This is a genomic window from Methylosinus sp. KRF6, from assembly GCF_018887255.1.
GTDB classification, from domain to species: Bacteria; Pseudomonadota; Alphaproteobacteria; order Rhizobiales; family Beijerinckiaceae; genus Methylosinus; species Methylosinus sporium.
Genome location: NZ_JAHLJF010000001.1, coordinates 2966911 through 2985653, shown reverse-complemented (window position 1 = coordinate 2985653; position 18743 = coordinate 2966911). Strand labels below are relative to the sequence as shown.

The 18743-nt window shown below is 66.1% G+C and carries 17 protein-coding genes; 4 read left to right on the top strand and 13 right to left on the bottom strand.

Annotated elements, in window-relative coordinates; all coding sequences use genetic code 11:
* The first annotated feature begins 179 nt into the window (after positions 1-179).
* On the top strand, positions 180-3431 hold the full coding sequence (locus KP010_RS14225; RefSeq protein WP_142864673.1) for a helicase-related protein: 3252 nt from the start codon (positions 180-182) through the stop codon (positions 3429-3431).
* Positions 3432-3685: 254 nt separating this feature from the next.
* Entirely contained in the window at positions 3686-5092 is a 1407-nt protein-coding gene (locus KP010_RS14220) for a mannose-1-phosphate guanylyltransferase/mannose-6-phosphate isomerase (protein WP_216280978.1), read from the top strand.
* A 42-nt stretch (positions 5093-5134) separates the two neighbouring features.
* Here KP010_RS14220 and KP010_RS14215 read toward each other — a convergent pair whose 3' ends face one another.
* From KP010_RS14215 to KP010_RS14160, 12 genes are all read right to left on the bottom strand, one after another.
* Complete coding sequence (locus tag KP010_RS14215; protein WP_142862196.1) at positions 5135-5635, bottom strand: hypothetical protein; 501 nt, start codon at positions 5633-5635, stop codon at positions 5135-5137.
* Positions 5636-5637: 2 nt separating this feature from the next.
* Entirely contained in the window at positions 5638-6123 is a 486-nt protein-coding gene (locus tag KP010_RS14210) for an SRPBCC family protein (protein ID WP_142862199.1), read from the bottom strand.
* A 47-nt stretch (positions 6124-6170) separates the two neighbouring features.
* Positions 6171-7169, bottom strand: a complete 999-nt coding sequence (locus KP010_RS14205) for a vWA domain-containing protein (protein WP_142862195.1) — start codon at positions 7167-7169, stop codon at positions 6171-6173.
* Entirely contained in the window at positions 7166-7768 is a 603-nt protein-coding gene (locus tag KP010_RS14200) for an MxaK protein (protein ID WP_142862194.1), read from the bottom strand. The genes KP010_RS14205 and KP010_RS14200 overlap by 4 nt, the downstream gene beginning before the upstream one ends.
* On the bottom strand, positions 7765-8796 hold the full coding sequence (locus tag KP010_RS14195; RefSeq protein ID WP_142862193.1) for a vWA domain-containing protein: 1032 nt from the start codon (positions 8794-8796) through the stop codon (positions 7765-7767). The genes KP010_RS14200 and KP010_RS14195 overlap by 4 nt, the downstream gene beginning before the upstream one ends.
* Complete coding sequence (locus tag KP010_RS14190; RefSeq protein ID WP_142862192.1) at positions 8793-9704, bottom strand: nonribosomal peptide synthetase MxaA; 912 nt, start codon at positions 9702-9704, stop codon at positions 8793-8795. Before KP010_RS14190 ends, KP010_RS14195 begins: the two co-directional genes overlap by 4 nt.
* A 6-nt stretch (positions 9705-9710) precedes the next feature.
* Positions 9711-10559, bottom strand: coding sequence for a DUF58 domain-containing protein (locus tag KP010_RS14185; RefSeq protein ID WP_142862191.1), 849 nt, complete (start codon positions 10557-10559; stop codon positions 9711-9713).
* A 13-nt stretch (positions 10560-10572) separates the two neighbouring features.
* Positions 10573-11604 (bottom strand): MoxR family ATPase, encoded by a 1032-nt coding sequence (locus KP010_RS14180; RefSeq protein ID WP_216280977.1) that lies wholly within the window; start codon positions 11602-11604, stop codon positions 10573-10575.
* A 157-nt stretch (positions 11605-11761) separates the two neighbouring features.
* Positions 11762-12013: a methanol dehydrogenase [cytochrome c] subunit gene (locus KP010_RS14175; protein WP_244594534.1), complete on the bottom strand. Its 252-nt coding sequence runs from the start codon at positions 12011-12013 to the stop codon at positions 11762-11764.
* Positions 12014-12143: 130 nt separating this feature from the next.
* Positions 12144-12725, bottom strand: a complete 582-nt coding sequence (gene moxG, locus KP010_RS14170) for a cytochrome c(L), periplasmic (RefSeq protein WP_142862188.1) — start codon at positions 12723-12725, stop codon at positions 12144-12146.
* Positions 12726-12761: 36 nt separating this feature from the next.
* Positions 12762-13655, bottom strand: coding sequence for a methanol oxidation system protein MoxJ (moxJ, locus tag KP010_RS14165; RefSeq protein ID WP_142862187.1), 894 nt, complete (start codon positions 13653-13655; stop codon positions 12762-12764).
* A gap of 120 nt (positions 13656-13775) precedes the next feature.
* A complete protein-coding gene (locus tag KP010_RS14160; protein WP_142862186.1) occupies positions 13776-15641 on the bottom strand; it encodes a methanol/ethanol family PQQ-dependent dehydrogenase in 1866 nt (621 codons plus the stop codon).
* Between the two features lie 444 nt (positions 15642-16085).
* On the opposite strand from KP010_RS14160, the gene KP010_RS14155 reads away from it, so the two are divergent.
* The gene (locus tag KP010_RS14155) at positions 16086-16331 is read left to right on the top strand and encodes a hypothetical protein (RefSeq protein WP_142862185.1); all 246 of its coding nucleotides are present in this window, start codon (positions 16086-16088) and stop codon (positions 16329-16331) included.
* Positions 16332-16766: 435 nt separating this feature from the next.
* A complete protein-coding gene (locus tag KP010_RS14150) occupies positions 16767-17360 on the top strand; it encodes a phosphatase PAP2 family protein (protein WP_108915243.1) in 594 nt (197 codons plus the stop codon).
* Here KP010_RS14150 and KP010_RS14145 read toward each other — a convergent pair.
* Positions 17331-18728 carry a VOC family protein gene (locus KP010_RS14145; protein WP_142862184.1) on the bottom strand — a complete coding sequence of 466 codons (1398 nt, stop codon included), beginning with the start codon at positions 18726-18728 and terminating at the stop codon, positions 17331-17333. The two genes, KP010_RS14150 and KP010_RS14145, sit on opposite strands and share 30 nt — an antisense overlap.
* Positions 18729-18743: the final 15 nt, after the last annotated feature.

The window sequence follows — 18743 nt, the reverse complement described above, 5'->3', positions numbered from 1 at the left end:
ATCTTCGGCGTATCAATTCGGAACGATCGCGGCTATCGATTCGGGGCGCGGACGCGCTCGATGGCTCTTGGCGTCATTCCCGACACTCGGGCGACGCCGAACGATCCGAGACTGCCCGTCGGCCGGCGCTCAGGTGACGCGGGCCGGCAGGTGAAATATAACGCGGAGCCATGAGCCCGATGCTCACCGCCGAGAATCGCAACAAGAAGCCGGGCGTGCGACCGTCGACCGCCGGCGTCTCCGCGGTTCTGGGGCCGACCAACACCGGCAAGACTCACCACGCCATAGAGCGAATGCTCTCCTTTCCGACGGGCATGATCGGCCTGCCGCTGCGTCTCCTGGCGCGAGAGGTCTACACGCGAGTCGCCGAGCGGGTGGGGACGGAGAATGTCGCGCTCGTCACCGGCGAGGAGAAGATCAAGCCGCGCGCGCCCAGCTATTGGATCTCGACCGTCGAGGCCATGCCGCGCGATCTCGACGTGGATTTCGTCGCCGTGGACGAAATTCAGCTCGCCGCCGACCTCGACCGCGGCCATGTCTTCACCGATCGCCTGCTGCATTGGCGCGGCCGTGTGGAGACGCTGCTGATCGGCGCGGAAACCATGCGCTCCTTGATCGAGCGGCTGCTGCCGGGCGTTCCCATCTTCACGCGGCCGCGGCTGTCGCATCTCGCCTTCGCCGGCGAGCGCAAGCTGGCGCGGCTGCCGCCGCGCAGCGCCATCGTCGCCTTCTCGGCCGAGGATGTCTACGCCATCGCCGAATGGATCAAGCGTCAGCGCGGCGGCGCGGCGGTGGTGCTGGGCGCGCTGTCGCCGCGCACGCGCAACGCCCAGGTCGATCTGTTCCAGAATGGCGACGTCGATTACATCATCGCCACCGACGCCATAGGCATGGGCCTCAATCTCGATGTCGACCACATCGCCTTCGCCGCCGACCGCAAGTTCGACGGCTGGCGCCATCGCCGATTGACCGCGGCGGAAATGGGGCAGATCGCCGGCCGCGCCGGCCGCAACATGAATGACGGGACCTTCGGCAGCACCGGCCGCTGCCCGCCCTTCGACGAGCAGACGGTCGAGGCGCTGGAGAATCATTGGTTCGATCCGCTGGTCGCGCTGCAATGGCGCAATGGCGATCTCGATTTCGATTCGATCGAGGCGCTGATCGCCTCGCTGGAGCGCGCCTCCCCCGACGAATGCCTGCTGCGGGCGCGGACCGCCGAGGATCAGATGGTGCTCGAGGTCGCCGCGCGCGACGAGACTGTGCAGCGCAACACGAAAACAATTGCAGATATTATGAGACTCTGGGATGTGTGCCAGATTCCAGATTATCGCAAGACCTCGCCGGCCGCCCATGCGGAGCTGGCGCTCGCCGTCCATGGCTTTGTGGTGCGCCGCGGATTGATCCCAGGCGATTGGTTCGCAAAGCAAATCGCCGCCGTGGACCGCATCGACGGCGACATTCACACACTGTCCGCACGGCTCGCCCAGGTGCGGACCTGGACCTTTATCGCCAATCGTTCCGGCTGGCTCGAGAATCCAGAGCATTGGCAGAGCGTCGCGCGTCAGGTAGAGGACAGTCTGTCCGACGCGCTGCACGAACGCCTCACGCAGCGTTTCGTCGATCGCCGCACCAGCGTGCTGATGCGCCGCCTGAGAGAGAACGCGATGCTCGAAGCCGAAATCACTACTGCCGGCGACGTTATGGTCGAAGGTCAGCATGTCGGACAGTTGCAGGGATTTCGTTTCACCGCCGATCCGCAGGCGACGGGCGAAGCGGCGAAGGCGCTGAACGCCGCCGCGCAAAAGGCCCTCGCCGGCGAGATAGAGGCGCGCGCCGCCCGCGTGTTCGACGCGGTGGACGACGCTTTTCTGCTCGGCAATGACGGGACCATTCGCTGGCTCGGCGAGCCTGTCGGCAAGATCGCGCCCGGCGCCGCCGTGCTGACCCCGGTGGTCCGCCTGCTGGCCGACGAGCAATTGACCGGCGCGGCGCTGGAGAAAGTGCAGCAGCGGCTCGATCTGTGGCTGGCCCAGCATATAAAGAAGCTGCTCGGCGCGCTGGAGGAGCTGGAGAAGGGCGAGGGGCTCGAGGGCGTCACCCGCGGCATCGCCTTTCAGCTGGCCGAGGAGCTCGGCGTGTTGGAGCGCAGCCGGGTGGCGCGCGACATCAAGACGCTCTCTCAGGAAGACCGCGCCGCCCTGCGCAAGAAGGGCGTGCGCTTCGGCGCCTATCACCTCTATCTGCCGCAGCTCTTGAAGCCGGCGCCGCGCTCGCTCGCCGCCCTGCTGTGGGGCTTGAAGCACGGCGGGCTCGACAATCTCAAGGGCCTCGAGGAGGTGCCGCATCTCGCCGCCTCCGGCCGCACCTCCTTCGCCGCCGATCCGGCGATCTCCAAGGGCTTCTATCGCGCCGCGGGCTTTCGCGTCTGCGGCGAGCGTGTGGTGCGCGTCGATATATTGGAGCGGCTCGCCGATCTCATCCGCCCGGCGAGCGCCTATCGCCCCGGCGTGACGGCCGGCGATCCGCCGCCCGGCGCCGCCGATGGCGAGGGTTTCGTCGTCACAGTGGCGATGACCTCGCTCACCGGCTGCGCGGGCGAGGCCTTCGCCTCCATTCTGCGCTCGCTCGGCTATCAATCGGCCGAGCGTCAGGGACCGGCGATCACCGTGCCGCTGCTGGCCAAAGCGGCGACCGAGCCGCTCGCGCCGACGCCGGCCGCCGCCGAGGAGAGCGAATCGGCCGAGCCGGCCGCCGAAGCGCCGGCCGAGGCGGACGCCATTGTCCTGCCGCCGCAGGAAGAGCCCACGCCCGTCGCCGAAGAGCCGGCCGCGGAAGCCGCCGCGCAGCAAGAGCCGGAGGAGGCCGCGGCGCAAGAGCCGGAGGCCGCGGCGCCCGAGGCGGAGGCCGCGGAGGCGAGCGCCGAGGCGGAAGCCACGGAGCCTGTCGCTGCCGAGCCGGCGATTGTCGAGCCCGCCGCCGCCGAGCCGGTTTCGACCGAGCCGGCGCCGATCGAGGTTTGGACCTTGCAGCGCCATGTTCCGCAGGCGCCGCGCCGGCGTCCCGGCGGCGCCCCGGGACAGGAAGAGGGCGGCCGCCCGGCGCGACCCGCCGGCGAGCGCCCCCGCGGCCCGCGGCCTGCCCAAGCCGGCGGTCGTCGTTCGGAGCCGGGCGAGGGCGCGCAGGCCGAGCACCGGCCGCGCCCGGACGCCCGCAAGGAGAGCGGCTTTCGCTCCAGCGGCAAGCCTCGCGGAGATCATCCGCGCGGCGATAATCCGCGTGGGGACCGGCCGCCGCGAGACGACCGCCGCCGTGGCAATGGCGGCTATTCCGCGCCGGAACGGCGGGAAAAGGAGCGGCTTCCCGACCCCGACTCGCCCTTCGCCAAGCTGTTGGCGCTCAAGGCCGAGCTCGAAAAAAAGGGCAAGAGCTGAAATTTCGCCTCAAATGACTGGTGATGTCGAACCTGCGCCGTAGCAGCCGCGGGATGGCTCGGGGCGTAGCGTCGGCTTGTCAAATCCGGGGCGTTCGGCCTATTGCTGACATCAGCTTTGGAGCGCTGGCGCGAGCCGGCGCTATCGGGCCTCGCCGTCCCCGAACTGCGGGCGCGCGGGCGAGATTTTGTCCGCGGCCACCGTCTCGCGAGCTGCACGGCGTTGGACAAAGGCCTTCCACCGAAAGGCGAGACATGACAAAGATACTGCCGGTCATCATGTGCGGCGGGGCGGGCACGCGCGTATGGCCCGAATCGCGGGAAACTCTCCCGAAACAATTCATTCCGCTCGTCGGCGAGCGCTCGACCTTCCAGACGACCATCGCGACGCTGGCGGATGCGGCTTTCGACAGGCCGGTCGTCATTTCCAACGCCGATTATCGCTTTCTCGTCACCGATCAACTCGCGGCCATCGGCGCCGCCGCCGATATCGTGCTCGAGCCCATGCGCCGCGATTCGGCCGCCGCCGTCGCCGTCGCCGCCGGAATCGCCGCACGCCGCTCGCCGCAACAAATCGTCGTCGTGCTCGCCGCCGATCATGTCGTGCGCGATCCGCAGGGCCTCGTCGCGCTCTGCAAGAAGGCCGCTGCGGCCGCCGCCGACGGCCATATCGTCACGCTCGGCGTCAAGCCCGACAATCCGGCCACCGGCTATGGCTATATTCGCCCCGGCGAGCGCATCGCCGGCGACGTCGCCGAGCTCGAAGCCTTCGTCGAAAAGCCCGATCGCGAGACCGCGCAGCGCTATATCGACGCCGGCTATTTGTGGAACAGCGGCAATTTCATCTTCCGCGCCGATGTGATGCAGGAAGAGATCGCGCATTTCGAGCCGGCGATTTTCGAGGCCGCCGAAAAGGCGATCGACGCCGGCCGCCGCGATCTCGATTTTCTGGTGCTGGACGCCGAAGCTTTCGCGCGCGCGCCGAAGACCTCCATCGATTACGCCGTGATGGAGAAGACGCGCAAGGCCGCGGTGATCGAGGCCGACATCGGCTGGTCGGACGTCGGCAATTGGCGCGCCGTATGGGAGCTGACCGAGCGCGACGCGCAGGGCAATTCGGTGCGCGGCAATGGCGTCGTGCGCGATTCGCGCAATGTGCATGTGCGCTCGGACGAGATGCTGACCACCGTCGTCGGCGTCGACGACGTCGTGGTGGTGACGACGCAGGACGCGGTGCTGGTGCTGGGTCACGAGCATGGCGACAATGTCAAGCAGCTCGTCGATCAATTGAAGAGCGAGAATCGCCGCGAGGCCGGCGAGCACAAGCGCATCTTCCGCCCCTGGGGCTTTTATCAATCGGTCGATTCGGGCGATCGGCATCAGGTGAAGCGCATTGTGGTGAAGCCCGGCGCGCGACTGTCGCTGCAAAAGCATTTTCACCGCGCCGAGCATTGGATCGTCGTCAAAGGCACGGCCGAAGTGGGCCGCGATCAGGAGACCTTGCTCGTGCATGAGAACGAGTCGGTCTATCTGCCGATCGGCTGCATTCACCGGCTGACCAATCCGGGCAAGATCGACCTCGAGATCATCGAGGTGCAGACCGGCTCCTATCTCGGCGAGGACGACATCGTCCGCCTGCAGGACGTCTATAATCGCGGCTGACGGGATTTGCGATAGGCGAGCCTGAAGCAATTTTTCCTCCGCCTATTGTCCCCGATTCTGCGCGCAGTAACGCTCGCGCAGATCGGCGAGCGCCGAGTCTCGCGTCGCGCCCTGCTTGCGCAGATTGAAATAATGCTGGCAGAGATCGCCGAAGGTCTGCTTGCTTCCCGTCGCGGCCGCGACGCGCGCGAGGCTTTCGATCGATTCCGCTTCGTCTTCCGCCGCGCCGATCTCCGCCATCATATCGGCGAGCTGCGCCGCGCGATTGGCGAGCATCCGCGGCGATTCCAAAAAATGCGCGGCGCCGACCTCGAGCGCAGCGCGCAATCGCTCCTCCCTGCCCTCATCGACCGGCGCGCCGCCGCTCTTGCGCGCGGCGAGCCAATAGGCCGGATCGACGCGGTCGATCGGCGTCAGCCATTTCGGCAGCTCGTCCTTGCGCTTCACCTCGACGGCCGGCGGCTGCTGCGGGTTCGTGTCTTTGCAGGCGCAGAGCAGCGCCGCGAGCGTCGCGCAGAGGGCGGCGAGACGCGGCGCGCTCATCGTCACTTGCCTTGCAGCTTTTTGGCGATGCCTTGCAGGCCGTCCTTCAAGAAGGTCGTCATCGCTTCGCGCGCGGCGTCGTCATTGAGATTGTCCGGCGGCTCATTGCTGGTGTCGCCGCGATAGAGGCGGCCATACCATTGCACCTCGCTGCCGCCGCCCGCGGCCGGCTTCACCGCCAAAGTCGCCGAATAGGAGCTGATCGGCAGAGCGTCGAGATTGGCGTCCGACATGCGATAGCTGAGCTTCATCTGCTGCGGATCATATTCGTCGAGGCTCTCGGTGACGACGCCGCCCTTGCGCAGTGTGATCTCGCGCACCGCGCCATTGGCGTCGCCGCCGGTCGCCTTGACGCTGGCGACATCGGGATGCCAGTCCAGCGAGCCAAAATGGCCGACGAGCGCCCAAACGGCTTTGGGATCGGCGGGAACGGTGATTTTCTCGTCGACCTTGATCGGAGTGGGGCCATGAGCCAGCGCCGGCGTCATTGACACCGACGTCACGGACAGAAGAAAGGCGAGCGCGATTTTCAGTTTCACGGGAGTCTCCTCGAAAGTGCGGTTGCGGGACGGGAACGACGGCGCCGCGCGAAAAATTCGGCGAGCGGAACCACGAGATAGAGGATGACGAAGCCCCCGAGCGCCGCCGCCGCGTAGGCGGGACGCAGATCGACGGGCGCTCTGCTCGGCCGCCGATGCGCGACGGCGAGAAGCGCGGGCGCGATCGCCTCCGGCTTCTCCAAATGCGCGTAAGCGAGGCCCGTCGTCTCGGCGAGCTGGCGCAGATAGGGCTCGCGCACGCTGGAAAGATGTTCCGAGCCGGCGGCCATCTCGCCGCCGAAAGGCGCATTGCGCGGATTATAGCCCTCGCGCTGCTCGGAGCCCGGCGGCGGCAGGCCGAAGCGGCTCTCATGCGGCACTTCGTCGACGCCATAGAAGCCGGTCTCGCGGCCACGCTCGTCGAATTTCGGAATGGGCGCCGGCTCATAGCCGCCGGCGCCGAGAATGAGGCCGAAAACCTTTCCGTGCTCGCCCTCGAACGCCGGCGCGCCATAGGCCGGCAGCGGCGGCGCCTCCTGACCGTCGGTGATGAAGACGAGATCGGCGTCGATGCGGCGCGCCATTTCGACGGCTCGGAACAGGCCGGCGGAAATGCGACTGTCGCCCTCCCAGGCCATGCGCCAATCGAGGCCGGCGATGGCCGCGTCGATCGCCGCGAAATTCTCGCAGACGTCGATCGGCTCGAACAGAAGAAGAGGCTCGCGCTCGGTAAAAATGGCGAGGGCGACGCGCGAGGGACAGGGAAGATCGGCGACCAGACGCCGCATCGCGCGCTTCGCGAATTCGATCCGGCTCGCCGGCGCGCCGTCCAGCGCATAATCGCGCGTGTTCATGCTGCCGGTGATGTCCAGCGTCAGCAGCAGATCGGCGCCGTTGCGCGTCGCTTCGGCGCGCGGAAACAGAAAGGCCACGACAAGCATCGCCATTGCGAAGGCGAGCGACGGAAAGCGCGCGTCCCCGAGACGGGCGATCATGGCAGCCCCTTGGGCGCGCCGGGAATGTCGGTCCAGATTTTTTTGGGGTCGGCGGGCAGCTCGTCGCCGCCCGAATGCTCGAGTTCCGGATTGTCGCGCACGAGGCGCGCGGCGACGTCGAGATTATATTTCGCGTCCCAGAACTCCGGCCGAAATTGCAATGCGCGACGATATTCGCGCCGCGCCAGCTCGACGAAAGGCCCCGCCGGCTCCAGCTGGCCGCGCTCCAGGAGATCGAAGGCATGGCGCAGCAGCGCATTGCCGAGATCGTAATGGGCGATGGCGGAAAGCTCTTCGCGGCCGGCGGAATCGAGCGGCTCCAGCAGCGCGCGCGCTTTGTCGAATTGCGCGCGCGCCGCGAGAAAGCCCGCGCGCGCGGCGATCAGCTCCGGCGCGGAAGCCGAGTCGGTCTCGACGTCCCGCCCCGCCGCGAGCGCGCTGATCGCGGCATTGTCGGCGCGCGCGCGCCACGCCGCATAGGCGCCCTGCAACGCGCCGGCGAGCGCCGCGACGAGCAGCAGCGACAAGAGGCTCGATCGCCAGCGCGCGACGAGCCGCGCCAGCGGCCGCATGTTTTCGGAGCGCGCGGCGTCGTTCATGCGAGCCTCCTCGCGCGCGCGCGCGGCGCATCGGCGCGCGCGCTCTGCTTCAAGCTCGTCTCGGCGAATTTGGCGGCGACGAGCAAAAATGTGGCGAAGGCCGCGACGAGCAGCGTCTCATCGGTCAAATCCTTACGCGGAATGCGCTCGGCGTAGCGGAAAGGCCGGCGCTCGAGCCGATCGATCTCGCCTATGGCCTCGGCGACGGCGGCGGGGCCTTCCGCCTCGAAAGCGCGATAGCCGACGCCGAGCGATTTGAAGAAGAGATCGAGATGGCGCTCGGGCAGCGCCTGCGGCGTGTCGAGCTCGTCGGCGCCGGGCTTGTCGCTCAAGCCCTTCGAACCCTGCGTGCGCAGAAACAGCCAATAGAGATTGGGCTTGATCTTGCGGAAATCAGCGCGCAGCTGATCCTGTATGCGCGGATCGATGACCGCGGCGCCGTCGGAGACGAGCAATATCACGCGCGATTCGATTTCGCCGCCGGCGGGAAATTGCGAAAGCGCCATTGCGAGACCGCGGCCGATATTGGTGTAGCCGAGCCCCGGCCGGTCGATCGCCCGAATCGCCGCGCGCACCGCGTCGCGATGATCGGTCATCGGCATCACCAATATGGGCGAGGTGGAAAAGGCGGTGACGCCGAAGAGATCATGCGCGCGGCGCGCGACGAAATCGCTCATGATGCGCTTGGCGGCGGAGGCTTTCGATTCCTCGCCGCCCGCCGGCGTGCGGCCGGCGAAAGTCTCGTTCATGCTCGCGCTGCGATCGATGAGGATCGAGATTTCCGCGCCCTCGCCATAGCGCGCGATTGCGCGACCTTCGCGAAAGGGGCCCGCGACCGCGAGCGCGCAGGCGCTTATCGCGAGCATGGCGGCGACGCGCAGAGTCCATGCGACGAGGCTGGAGAGCGCATCCCGCGGCGCGGCGGCGACGGAGGAAATGGACGACGGTCGCAGCGCCGAAAAGAACAGCGGCGCCAGAGCCAGCGGCAGCAGCAAAAGCGCGAGCGGAGAGGCGACGTCGAAGCTCATCGCGCGCTCCGCTCCTGCGCCGCCAGCGACCTCGCCAGCGACAGGATTTCGCCGAGCGGCAGATCGGCGCCCGCATCGGCGACGCCGAAGAAGAGCGCGCGCGAGCTGGCGAAGAAGCGGATGAGCCGCTCTTTCGCGACGGCGAATTCCGCATGGCCGGCGACGAAGGCGTCGATATCCTCGGCGAAGATACGGCGGCCGGCGGCGTCGTCGATCGCGCGATGCAAGGCGAGCATCGCAGCGCGCCGCGCCGCTTCGTCGCCGCGCTTCGTCAGAATGGCGATGCGGCGCGCCGCGGCGGCGAAGACGCGCGCGCGACGGCGATGGAAAGGCGGCCAACCGCGATCATGCGCGACCAGCGCCAGCGCGCCCAATGCGAGCGCGACAAAGGCGCCGGCGCGAATCGCCGGAGTTGCGGCGTCGCTCGGCGCGACGCCCCTGTCCGGGCGCATGTAATCCGTGGGGTCGTCGCGACGCTGCGGCAAGACTTCGCGCAAGGGCGAAACGCCGATCGCCCAGGCGGGCGCCCGCACGGTCTCGGTCTCGCCCTCGCGCAGGAAACGCAAGGCGAAGGGCGGGATTTGCAGATCACGCACATCGAGCGCGACATAGAAGATTTGATAGACGAGATCGATGTTCCAGCGCGTGAGCCCATCGCCGACGGGCTCTTCGCGCACGCGAATGTCGCGTAGATCGAGCCGATAGTCGAGGGCGCCGGGCCGCGGCAGCGACGCGCTCTGCAAGCGCGATGCGGAATCGGCAACGATCTCGAGCCGCGCATTCACCAGATCGCCGACGAAGAATCCGAAGCCGCGCTCGGCGTAGAGACGGACGGACTTCACCTCTGCCGCCGCCGGAGCCGCGACGAAAGCGAAAAGAAAGGACAGGGCGAGGAAGCGGGCGCGCATCGCGGTTCACAGTCCGAGCAGATGGCGCGACAGCGCATCGGCGTCGAACGTGTCGTCGACGACGAAAGGCGGACGCCCATGCTCCAGCGAAAGACGGCGCAGCGCGTCGCGGCGCTCGGCCTCGCGCGCGCGCCAGCGGCGGCGCAGGCTCGGGCGCATGAGCACGAGCCGCCGCGCGCCGCTCTCGAGATCGTCGAGCTCGACGAGGCCGAAGCGCGGAAGATCGCGCTCCTCGGCGGAATCGGCGAGGAGAATGGGCGCGAGATCATGCTGCGCGAGCCGGCCGAAGAGACGCCTCGCAAAGTCCGGCGGCCAACGGAAATCGGAAATGAGCAGCACGAGCTTGCGACGGCCGGCGATGAGGCCGGCGGCTTCGAGCAGCCCTTGTGCGGAGGCGCCGCGCGGCTTTGCATCGCGCAACCGCTCGGCCGCGGCGACAGCTGCGCCCCGCGCCCGCGTGGCCGGCAGCAGAAGGTCATTGCGCAACGTCGCGTCGCAGGCGGCGAGGCCGAAGCGATCGCCGATGCGCGTCGACGAGAAGGCGAGCGCCGCACAGAGATCGGCGACGAGATCGAGGCGGCGCGCCGCACCCTGAAAGCCCATGGACGCCGACAGATCGACGAGCGCATAGACGTCGATCGAATTGCGCTGCTCGAAACGGCGCACATGGGTCTCGCCGGTCGGATCGCGCATCGTCGCGCGTATGTCGATGCGCCGCGCATCGGGAAATTGAATGAAGCGCGCGTGATCGCGAAACACGCCTATGCCGCCGACGTCGACGCCGCTATGCGCGCCGACGGAGCCGTTGGAGACGTGGCCGCGGGGGCGATAGGCGATGTCGAAGCGCTCCGTCATCACGCCTTCCGTCTCAAGGCGCCGGCACCGTGGCGAAAGCGGCGCGGCAGAGATTGCGGACGATGTCGTCGCCGCGCATCGCATAGATCGGATCGACGAAAATGCGATGCGCCATCGTCTCGAGGAAGATTTCGCGAATATCCTCCGGCGTCAGCGCATCGCGGCCCTCGAGCCAGGCGCGCACGCGCGCCGCGCGCACCAGAAAGGCGAGGCCGCGCGGGCTCGCGCCGCCGCGCACCAGGCCGCGCATCTCCACATCGGGCAGGGTGACGCCGGCCGCATACGGATCGAGCAGCGCTTCCCAGAGCTTCGTCACATAGGCTTCGAGCGTCTCGCTGGCGGCGACGCGGTTCTGGATGAGCTCGGCGACAGAGGCGAGCGAGCGATAATCGAACGCCGGCTCGCCGATGTCGTCGAGCAGACGATCGACGTCGTGATAACGCGGATCGAAGATCAGCGCGCGACGCGCGGACTCGTCGCTCGGCGTCTTCATGGAGATTTCCATGAGGAAGCGGTCGCGCGCGGCGGCGGGAAGCTCGAATGTCTCTTCGCGCTCGACGAGATTGCGATCGGCGAAGACCTGCAGCGCCGGAAAGGAATATTCGCGATTGAAGGCGGAAACGCTGCGCTCCGCCATCAGCCGCAGCAGCAGCGAATGCACCTGCGGACGCGCGCGATTGATCTCGTTGAAAAAGAAGATGGAGAGATTTTCCGCCTGCCGCAGCACCGGGCCGGGCTCGACGCGCGGGCGTCCGTCATCGGCGAGATAGGTATGATAGATGAGGTCGCTCGGCATGAGATCGACCGTGCCCTCTATGCGCGAATAGGCGCCTCCGAGGGCGCGCGCGACGGCGCGCAGAAGGGTCGTCTTGCCGACGCCGACATCGCCCTCGAGCAGCACATGGCCGCGCGCGAAGATCGCGATGGTCACGAGGCGAATGACCCGGCTCTGGCCGATGACGGCGCGCGAGACGCGCGCCTCGAATTGCTGCGCCTTGGCGCGCCAGTCGGCCAAGACGGCGTCGGTTTCGGCGGTGTCTGTCACGCTGAACGGATCCAACAGCTCGTCGGCAGAGAGGGCGTTGCGGCCACGATCCCGGGAAAGGGTCCGACGCGTTGTTGTCGATTGACGCCGGACCCGGATCGCGGCCGCATGACGACCGTCCCCGGGGGCGCGGGGACGGCATTTCTCACGCGAGCGCTCAGGGAATCTTGCTCACGTCATAGACGAACGAGCCCGTCTTCTTGAAGTGCTCGGCGCGCTTCTTGTTGCGCTCTTCCATGGCCGCGATCGCGGACTGGTTCTTGGCGAGCTCCTTCGGATCGTGCTTGGGATCGTATTTGGAGCCGGCGACCTTTTCCGGAAAGCCGGGCTTGGGCTCCCAGCAATCGCCGGGGGCCTTGCATTTGGTGCCGTCATAGGCCGAGGCCGCGCCGATCGCAGCCGCGTTCATGACGAACGCGACGCCGACGGCCGCCACAATCTTCAAAACTCCCATCGTGCCTTCCTCCAATTTATGCGCGGCTCTCGCCGCGGCCGCCGCGCCGCTCTCGCGTGCGCGACTTTCATTTTCCCGACGTCTTTCATTTTCCCGAGGTCTTGCACTGTCCGGGCGGATCGTCGGGGAATGTCTCATGTCCAGGATAGGGCTTGAACTTCGCGCGCTGCTCCGGCGTCAGCCAAGTCGCGCCGGGGGTCGGATCCTTGTAGAGATGGCGAATCCAGGCCATGACCTTCAGCATTTCGTCGAGCTGAAGATTGGCGTATTGCGGCCCCATCGACGCCTGCGCGCCGCCGAAAATGGTCGAGAAGAGACCTTCGTCGGTCGCGTTCTGCGGATAGGTCCAATAGGAATCGTTGAGGCCGGGTCCGATCTTGCCTTCGCCGAGATGGCCGTGGCAGCCGGAGCAGGCGGAGAGGAAGAGCTGCTCGCCCTGCTTCAGACAGCTCACGTCCTCATTGTAGGGATTGACGCCCGACTGCATGAATTTCTTCACGCCGGGCGTGTCTTTGCCCTCCGGAAGCGCGTCGTCGAAGTTCAGCACTTCGCCGGTGATCGTGTTGCGAAAGGTGATGCCCGCATTCTGCGCGATCGCCGAGAGGGCGATCATGCTGGCGAGCGCGCCGCCGATCAGGACATAGGGCTTTTTCTTGCTCGATTTCATTTCTGTCGGTCTCTTCGAGATTTCGCCGGCGAGCGCCTAATGCGCCGCGACCGGATTGACGATGGGCAACAGCGGAACGCCTTCGGCCGCGAGGATCTGGTCGATCTTCGGCTTGGCGCGCTCGAGGCCGGCGTTCACTTGCGCGAGCAATTCCTTGTCGGAGAGGCGCACGCCGACCGATTGATCGTAATGCTGCCCGATCTTCTGTCCGTCGCTGCGCTTGGAATCGTCGTCGATCAGCGTCATGCGCAGAGGCGTCGGCGAGGATTTGACGAAACGCGCCACATCGGGCGCGAAGGCCGACGCGAGTTCGGCGCCGCCGCTCGCCACTTCGCCGATCATGCGCGCCGGGTCGATCTGCGTATATTGATTGCGCGGCGAGCGGAAATTCACCAGCGAATAGAGATAGGCCATGTCGTTCTCATATTCGCCGATCTCCTTCAGCATCACCTCGGCCGGAGAGCCGAACGGCACGGCGATGTGATTGAAGGATTTGATGCGCGGATCCGACCAGGACTTTATGTCGAGATTCTTCTCGGCCTTGGTCACGAATACATAGCCGGTGCGGAAATAGGGCTTGCTCGTCGCGACGCGCGGATCGCCCGTGTCCAGCCCGATGACGACATCGCACTGATTTTTGTCGAGATAATCCCTCACGAGATAGATCGCCGCCTTCGACGACCAGACGAACTCCGCCTTGCGGCCCATCGCCTCGGCGAGCGCGACGGCGATACGATTCTCGAGGCCGGATTCGTCCTTGAGGGAGAGCGGCGACTGCGCTTCCGAAGCGCAGATGCGCAGAGTGTCCACCTTGCTCGTGGCGGCGGCTGCCGAAGGCTTCGTCTCTTGCGCGAGAGCGCCAGCGGCGCCGGTCAGCAGCGCGAGCGCGAAGCCGGAGGCGACGAGACGCAAAGGAGTGATACGCGACATTGGCTCGATCCGATGGGTTTGCATCCTGTGGCAAGACCGCCCGGACGCGCTTCATGCATCCGGGCGGCGCGCTGTGTCGGTCGCGAACAGGGGAGGACGCGACCGACCACTGCCGATGGATCAATGGGCCTTATATTCGCCGAGGCTCAGATCGTCGTAGGGACCCTTGCCACCCAGCGAGAAGACGACGACGCCGCCGCCCATCTGCGTGTAATTGGCGAGCTGCTTGAACGCGCCCACCGCGCCGAGGCCGGCGGTCGGGTCCTGCAGATCGAACACGAGACCCACTCCCGGCCAACCGCCGACGCCGTAGAGAATGGCGACATATTCGGTGCCCTTGTGGCTGTAGACGATCGGATAGCCGAGCACGCCGGAGGGAAGCTTGAACTTCCACAGCAGCTCGCCATTGTCGCTGTTACGGGCCTTGATGAAGCCGTCGAGCGTTCCGTAGAACACGATATTGCCGGCGGTGGCGGTGGTGCCGCCCCAAACCGCGAAGCGCTCGAACTTCTCCCATTTGAACTTGCCGGTGATCGAGTTGTAGGCCTTGATCTGGCCGAGGCCCTCGCCCTTCTGACGATCGCCCTTCGGACCCGGATACATGTTCAGCGTCGCGCCGACGAAGAACTGACCCGCGCGATAGGGAAGCATGAAGGGCTCCCAATCCATGCAGATGTGGTTCACGCCGAGGAAGAACAGCTGCTTGGTCGGATCGTAGGAATCATGGCCCTGATTGTGATAGCCCATGGCGGAAGGACAAATATCCTTGCCGAGATGGTCCATGCGGGTGCCATACTCCGGATCGCGAACGGGCAGGCCACTCTTGAGATCGACTGTCTTGAACACATTGACCGTGTCGTCGATCTTGTCCGCGGAGATCAGATCGCCATTGGTGCGGTCGAGCGTGTAGACGATGCCGTTGCGGTCAGGATGCGTCAGAAGCTTGCGCTCCTTGCCGTCCTTGTCCTTCTGCTCGGTGAGCAGCATGAAGTTCACGCCGGCGAAGTCCCACTCGTCATGCGGGGTCTTCTGATAGCCGAACTTGGCTTCGCCCGTGTCGATGTCGCGGCCGAAGATGGTCATCGTCCATTTATTGTCGCCAGGACGCATCGTCTCGTTCCACGGCGCCGGATTGCCCGAGCCGTAGTAGAAGAGATTCGTGCCCGGATCATAAGCGTACCAGCCCCAATTGGTGCCGCCGCCGATCTTCCAGGCGTCGCCTTCCCAGGTCGAAGTGCCGAGGCCCTTCTGGCCGTAATGGGGATTCTTGCTGTTGAAGTCCTTGGCCAGCAGCACGTCCTCGTCCGGGCCGGTCGCGTAAGCGCGCCAAGCCTGCTCGCCGGTGTGGACGTCATAGGCCGTGACATAGCCGCGCACGCCGAGCTCGGCCCCGGAGGAGCCGACGAGAACCTTGTCCTTCACGACATAGGGAGCGATGGTGAGCGTCGAGCCGACCTTATAGTCGGAGTTCTCCATCTTCCACACGAGCTCGCCGGTCTTGGCGTTGAGCGCCTCGATATGGCCATCGAGCAAGGTCTTGAGGATGAGCGGCGGCGTCTTGGAGTCGCCCGGCCAATAGGCCAGACCACGATTGACGAGGTCGCAGCAAGCCACCGCGCGCGCGGCCGCATTCTGCTTCGGCTTGTCCTGCCACAGGATGCGGGTCGGATCATCGAGATCGAGCGCGAAAGTGTTGTTGGGGAAAGACGTATGGATATACATCTTGCCGTCGACGACGAGCGGCGCGCCCTCATGGCCGTTGAGCAGGCCGGTCGAGAAGGTCCAGGCGACCTTCAGATCCTTGACGTTGCTCGTGTTGATCTGCGTCAGCGTGCTGTAATTGTCCGAGTGATAATTCTTACCCGGCATCACCCAATTTTCTTCGCTCTTGGAGAGCTGGTCGAGCTTGTCGTTGGCCGAGGCGACGCCGATCGGCGCAACCGTCAGCACGGCGAGCAGCGATACCGAATTCAGTAGTTTCCTCATCGACGAGTCCTCCTGCAACAGCCATCGCCCGGCGGATCGCAGAGCGGAATGGAGATGTCGCCTCGTGAAGCATCGGCTCGCGATCTCTCGAGCCATGTCTTTGTTTGTCGGCCGCCGTCCTCGACGTCGTCGCAACGCGGGTACGCGAAAATGCGAGAGGCGGGGCCGAGGAGATATAGGTTTTCGGCCGCGCCTCTGTCTGTATGATTTGTCGGTAATCTGACACGGGAAGAATCGGCATCGTCGCCGCGCCTTCGTCACGATTTGCGGGACGAGACGTCCTGTTCTCGCCGCTATCGCGCCGCGATCTGGACAAAGCGGCATGGCCTTTGATGCGACGCCGAGCCGATTGCCATTCGTTCCATTTCAAGACGGCGGGAGTCGCTCCGGTCGACCAGAACGATCCGGGACGACACAGGGACAATGGTCTCGAGAAAGATCGCGATGGAAAGCCGTATCAAGCTGATCGATGTCGACCGCCCGGACGAGCCGTTGGAAGTGGAGGTCGAGCGGGTCATGGAGTCGACGCTTCGCGTGCTCGTGCCCAATACCGTGATCCGTTTCGAATTGCGACGGCCGAGCGAGGGCGCGCCATTCGAGGGGGCTGTCGGGGGCCGCTATTTCATTTTCGAGCCCCAGCCGCGGGCCTCGGAGCCCTCGTCGTCCAAAGTCAAGACCCGGCGCAAATAGCGCCTTTCGGCCGCATCGCGGCCGAGCCCGGCGCGGCGTCGGGAAAATTTCTCCAGAAAACTTCTCCGTGGAGCGCGAGGGGCCCGTCCGCCGGTCCCGGAATGGCGCGGGCGCGCCCCCCTTTCGCCCCGGTTTGGTCGGAAATGGGACATGCCGGCGGCGCGGCTCCGAGCCGGGCGAGTCTCCCGATCCGCCGCCATTGTCGCGCTTCCGCCTTCGAGCCCGCGCCCGTCGATCCGTCTCGCATCGAAAAGCGCATCCACGAAAAAAAAAACTTCGGGCGAAGCTTCACGGCGACGCTCGCGATCTATCCCCTTTCCGCGCGCGGGCTCTCGCGTGCGATTGACAGTGATGTGACGTTCGCGGCGCGCGCTGCAATGGAAACGTCGCTCATGTGTCACGAAACGGCAGCACGCGGCGCCTAGCTTTTTCGCCATGCTGCTCGCATCCAACCGTCGTCTTTCTCTCGAACGTCTCGTTCTCGCCGAGACGGCGCTCCTGTGGCGCGATCGTCTGCTGCGCGCCGATCTCGCCGGCGTGCATCTGGTGGCGCGATCCACACGATTTTCGCTGACGCGAATGCTCGCGATCACGATCAGCAAGCTCGGCAACGGATGGATCTATCCGATCCTCGCAGCGACGATCTTCGCTCTCGTCGGTCACGAGGCCTGGCCGGTGATCGCGCTCGGCGGACTCAACGCCGCTCTGCTGCACACGCTGTTTCCGATCATCAAGAAGCGCATCGGGCGCAAGCGTCCCTTCCATGTCGATCCGCGGCTGACGTCGCTGCTGAAAATACTCGACGAGCATTCCTTCCCGAGCGGCCATATGATGACGCTCAGCGGCGTGCTGGCGCCCATCGTTCTCGCTTGGCCTTCGGCAGCCGCTTCCGCCGCTGCGCTCGTGCTCTCCATGGCGTGGTCGCGCATCGCCACGGCGCATCACTATCCCAGCGACGTGCTCGGCGGGCTGACGATGGGCGTCGCCATGGGCTATCCGCTATCGGCCTGCATTCTCGGCCATTGGTGATCGCTGGCCGAGCGTGGCCAGCGCGCGCTCGAGCGAGCTTTTCTCCTCATGCGCATAGATCGCCATCGCATCGGCGACCTTGGTTCCGAGCGCATGTTCGAAGGCCTCGCGATTGGACGCAGCCGATAGCTCGCGCCGTCCGCCCTCCCCGAGATTCGACTGGAATATGCCCGCCGCGCTCACCGGCAGGAAATCTTCGTAAGTGATCGGCTCGGCGACGAGCGCGCCGTCGCGCAGCAGCGCCTCGACATCGCACGTTCCGGCATTCGTCTGCGCGCGCGTTTCGCCGGGCGCGTAACGGAAAAACGCGAGGCCCTGCGCGCGCGAGGTCGCGGCGTCGTCGGGAAAATCGGCGAAGCGGCGCTTCAGCTCGGCGCTATAATCCGCGATGGCATCCTCGCGCGGCGGCGCGACGGCGAGCGTTTCGGCGAGCAGCCGATCATAGAGCGCGCGGCCCTTTGCGGTCAGCGCCGCGCCACGCTGCTCGATCTCGCCGAAGCGCGCGCGATGCTCGCCGCGCACATCGTCTCGCCCGGCGAAGCGCACCGGCTCGGCGACGGCCTTGAAGCTCGTCTGCCGCAGCAGAATCGGAAACTGCCGCTGCGGCGGGCCTTCGACGATCGATTTCGGATCGAGGCCATGCTCGGCGAGCGCCGCTTGCGCGGCGTCCATGTCGAGCGTCGGCAAAGTGAGATGATTGATGTGCGGTCCGTGGAAGCAGACGACATCGGCGACGAGCGGATGCGCCTTGCGATAGGCCTCATAGACGCCGGCGGTGACTGTGGCTTCGCCGCGCCAGCGGAATGTGTGCAGCGCCTCATGCACGAAATCGATCGCCTGCGCTTCGCCGAGCCCGCCATTGGCCTCGAAAAGCTCGATGAGATGCAGGCAGCGCGGCGTGAAGATGCGGCGCCGCGCGAGAATCTCCTGCGCCTCGCGACGCAGGTCCTCGCCCTCGATGAGCTCCGGCCGCAATAGCGAGGTGAAGATGCGGAAAGGGCAACGCCTGATCGACGCCGTTTCGACCGGCCGGAAGCAGGTCGAATGGACCGGCACGCCGGCAGGCGTGAGATCATAGTAGCCGACCGGATACATGCCCATCACGGCGAACAGCCGCCGCAGTCCCGTAAGCTCTTCCGGCCGTCCGACGCGAATGGCGCCGTGGCGCTCGACGCCGATGAGATCGAAAGCCCCGGAGCGCCGAAGCCGCGCCTCGAGCGCAGGATCGCGCGCCAGCGCTTCGCCGTCGATTTCGCCGACGATGCGCGCCATCTCGAGATAGCGCGGAACTTCGTCGCGATACATTTGCGTCATCGCCGCGGAGAAGATCGAGCGGATCGTGTCGGCGGAAACATGGGTCTCGGTCATGTCGGACTCCTCGAA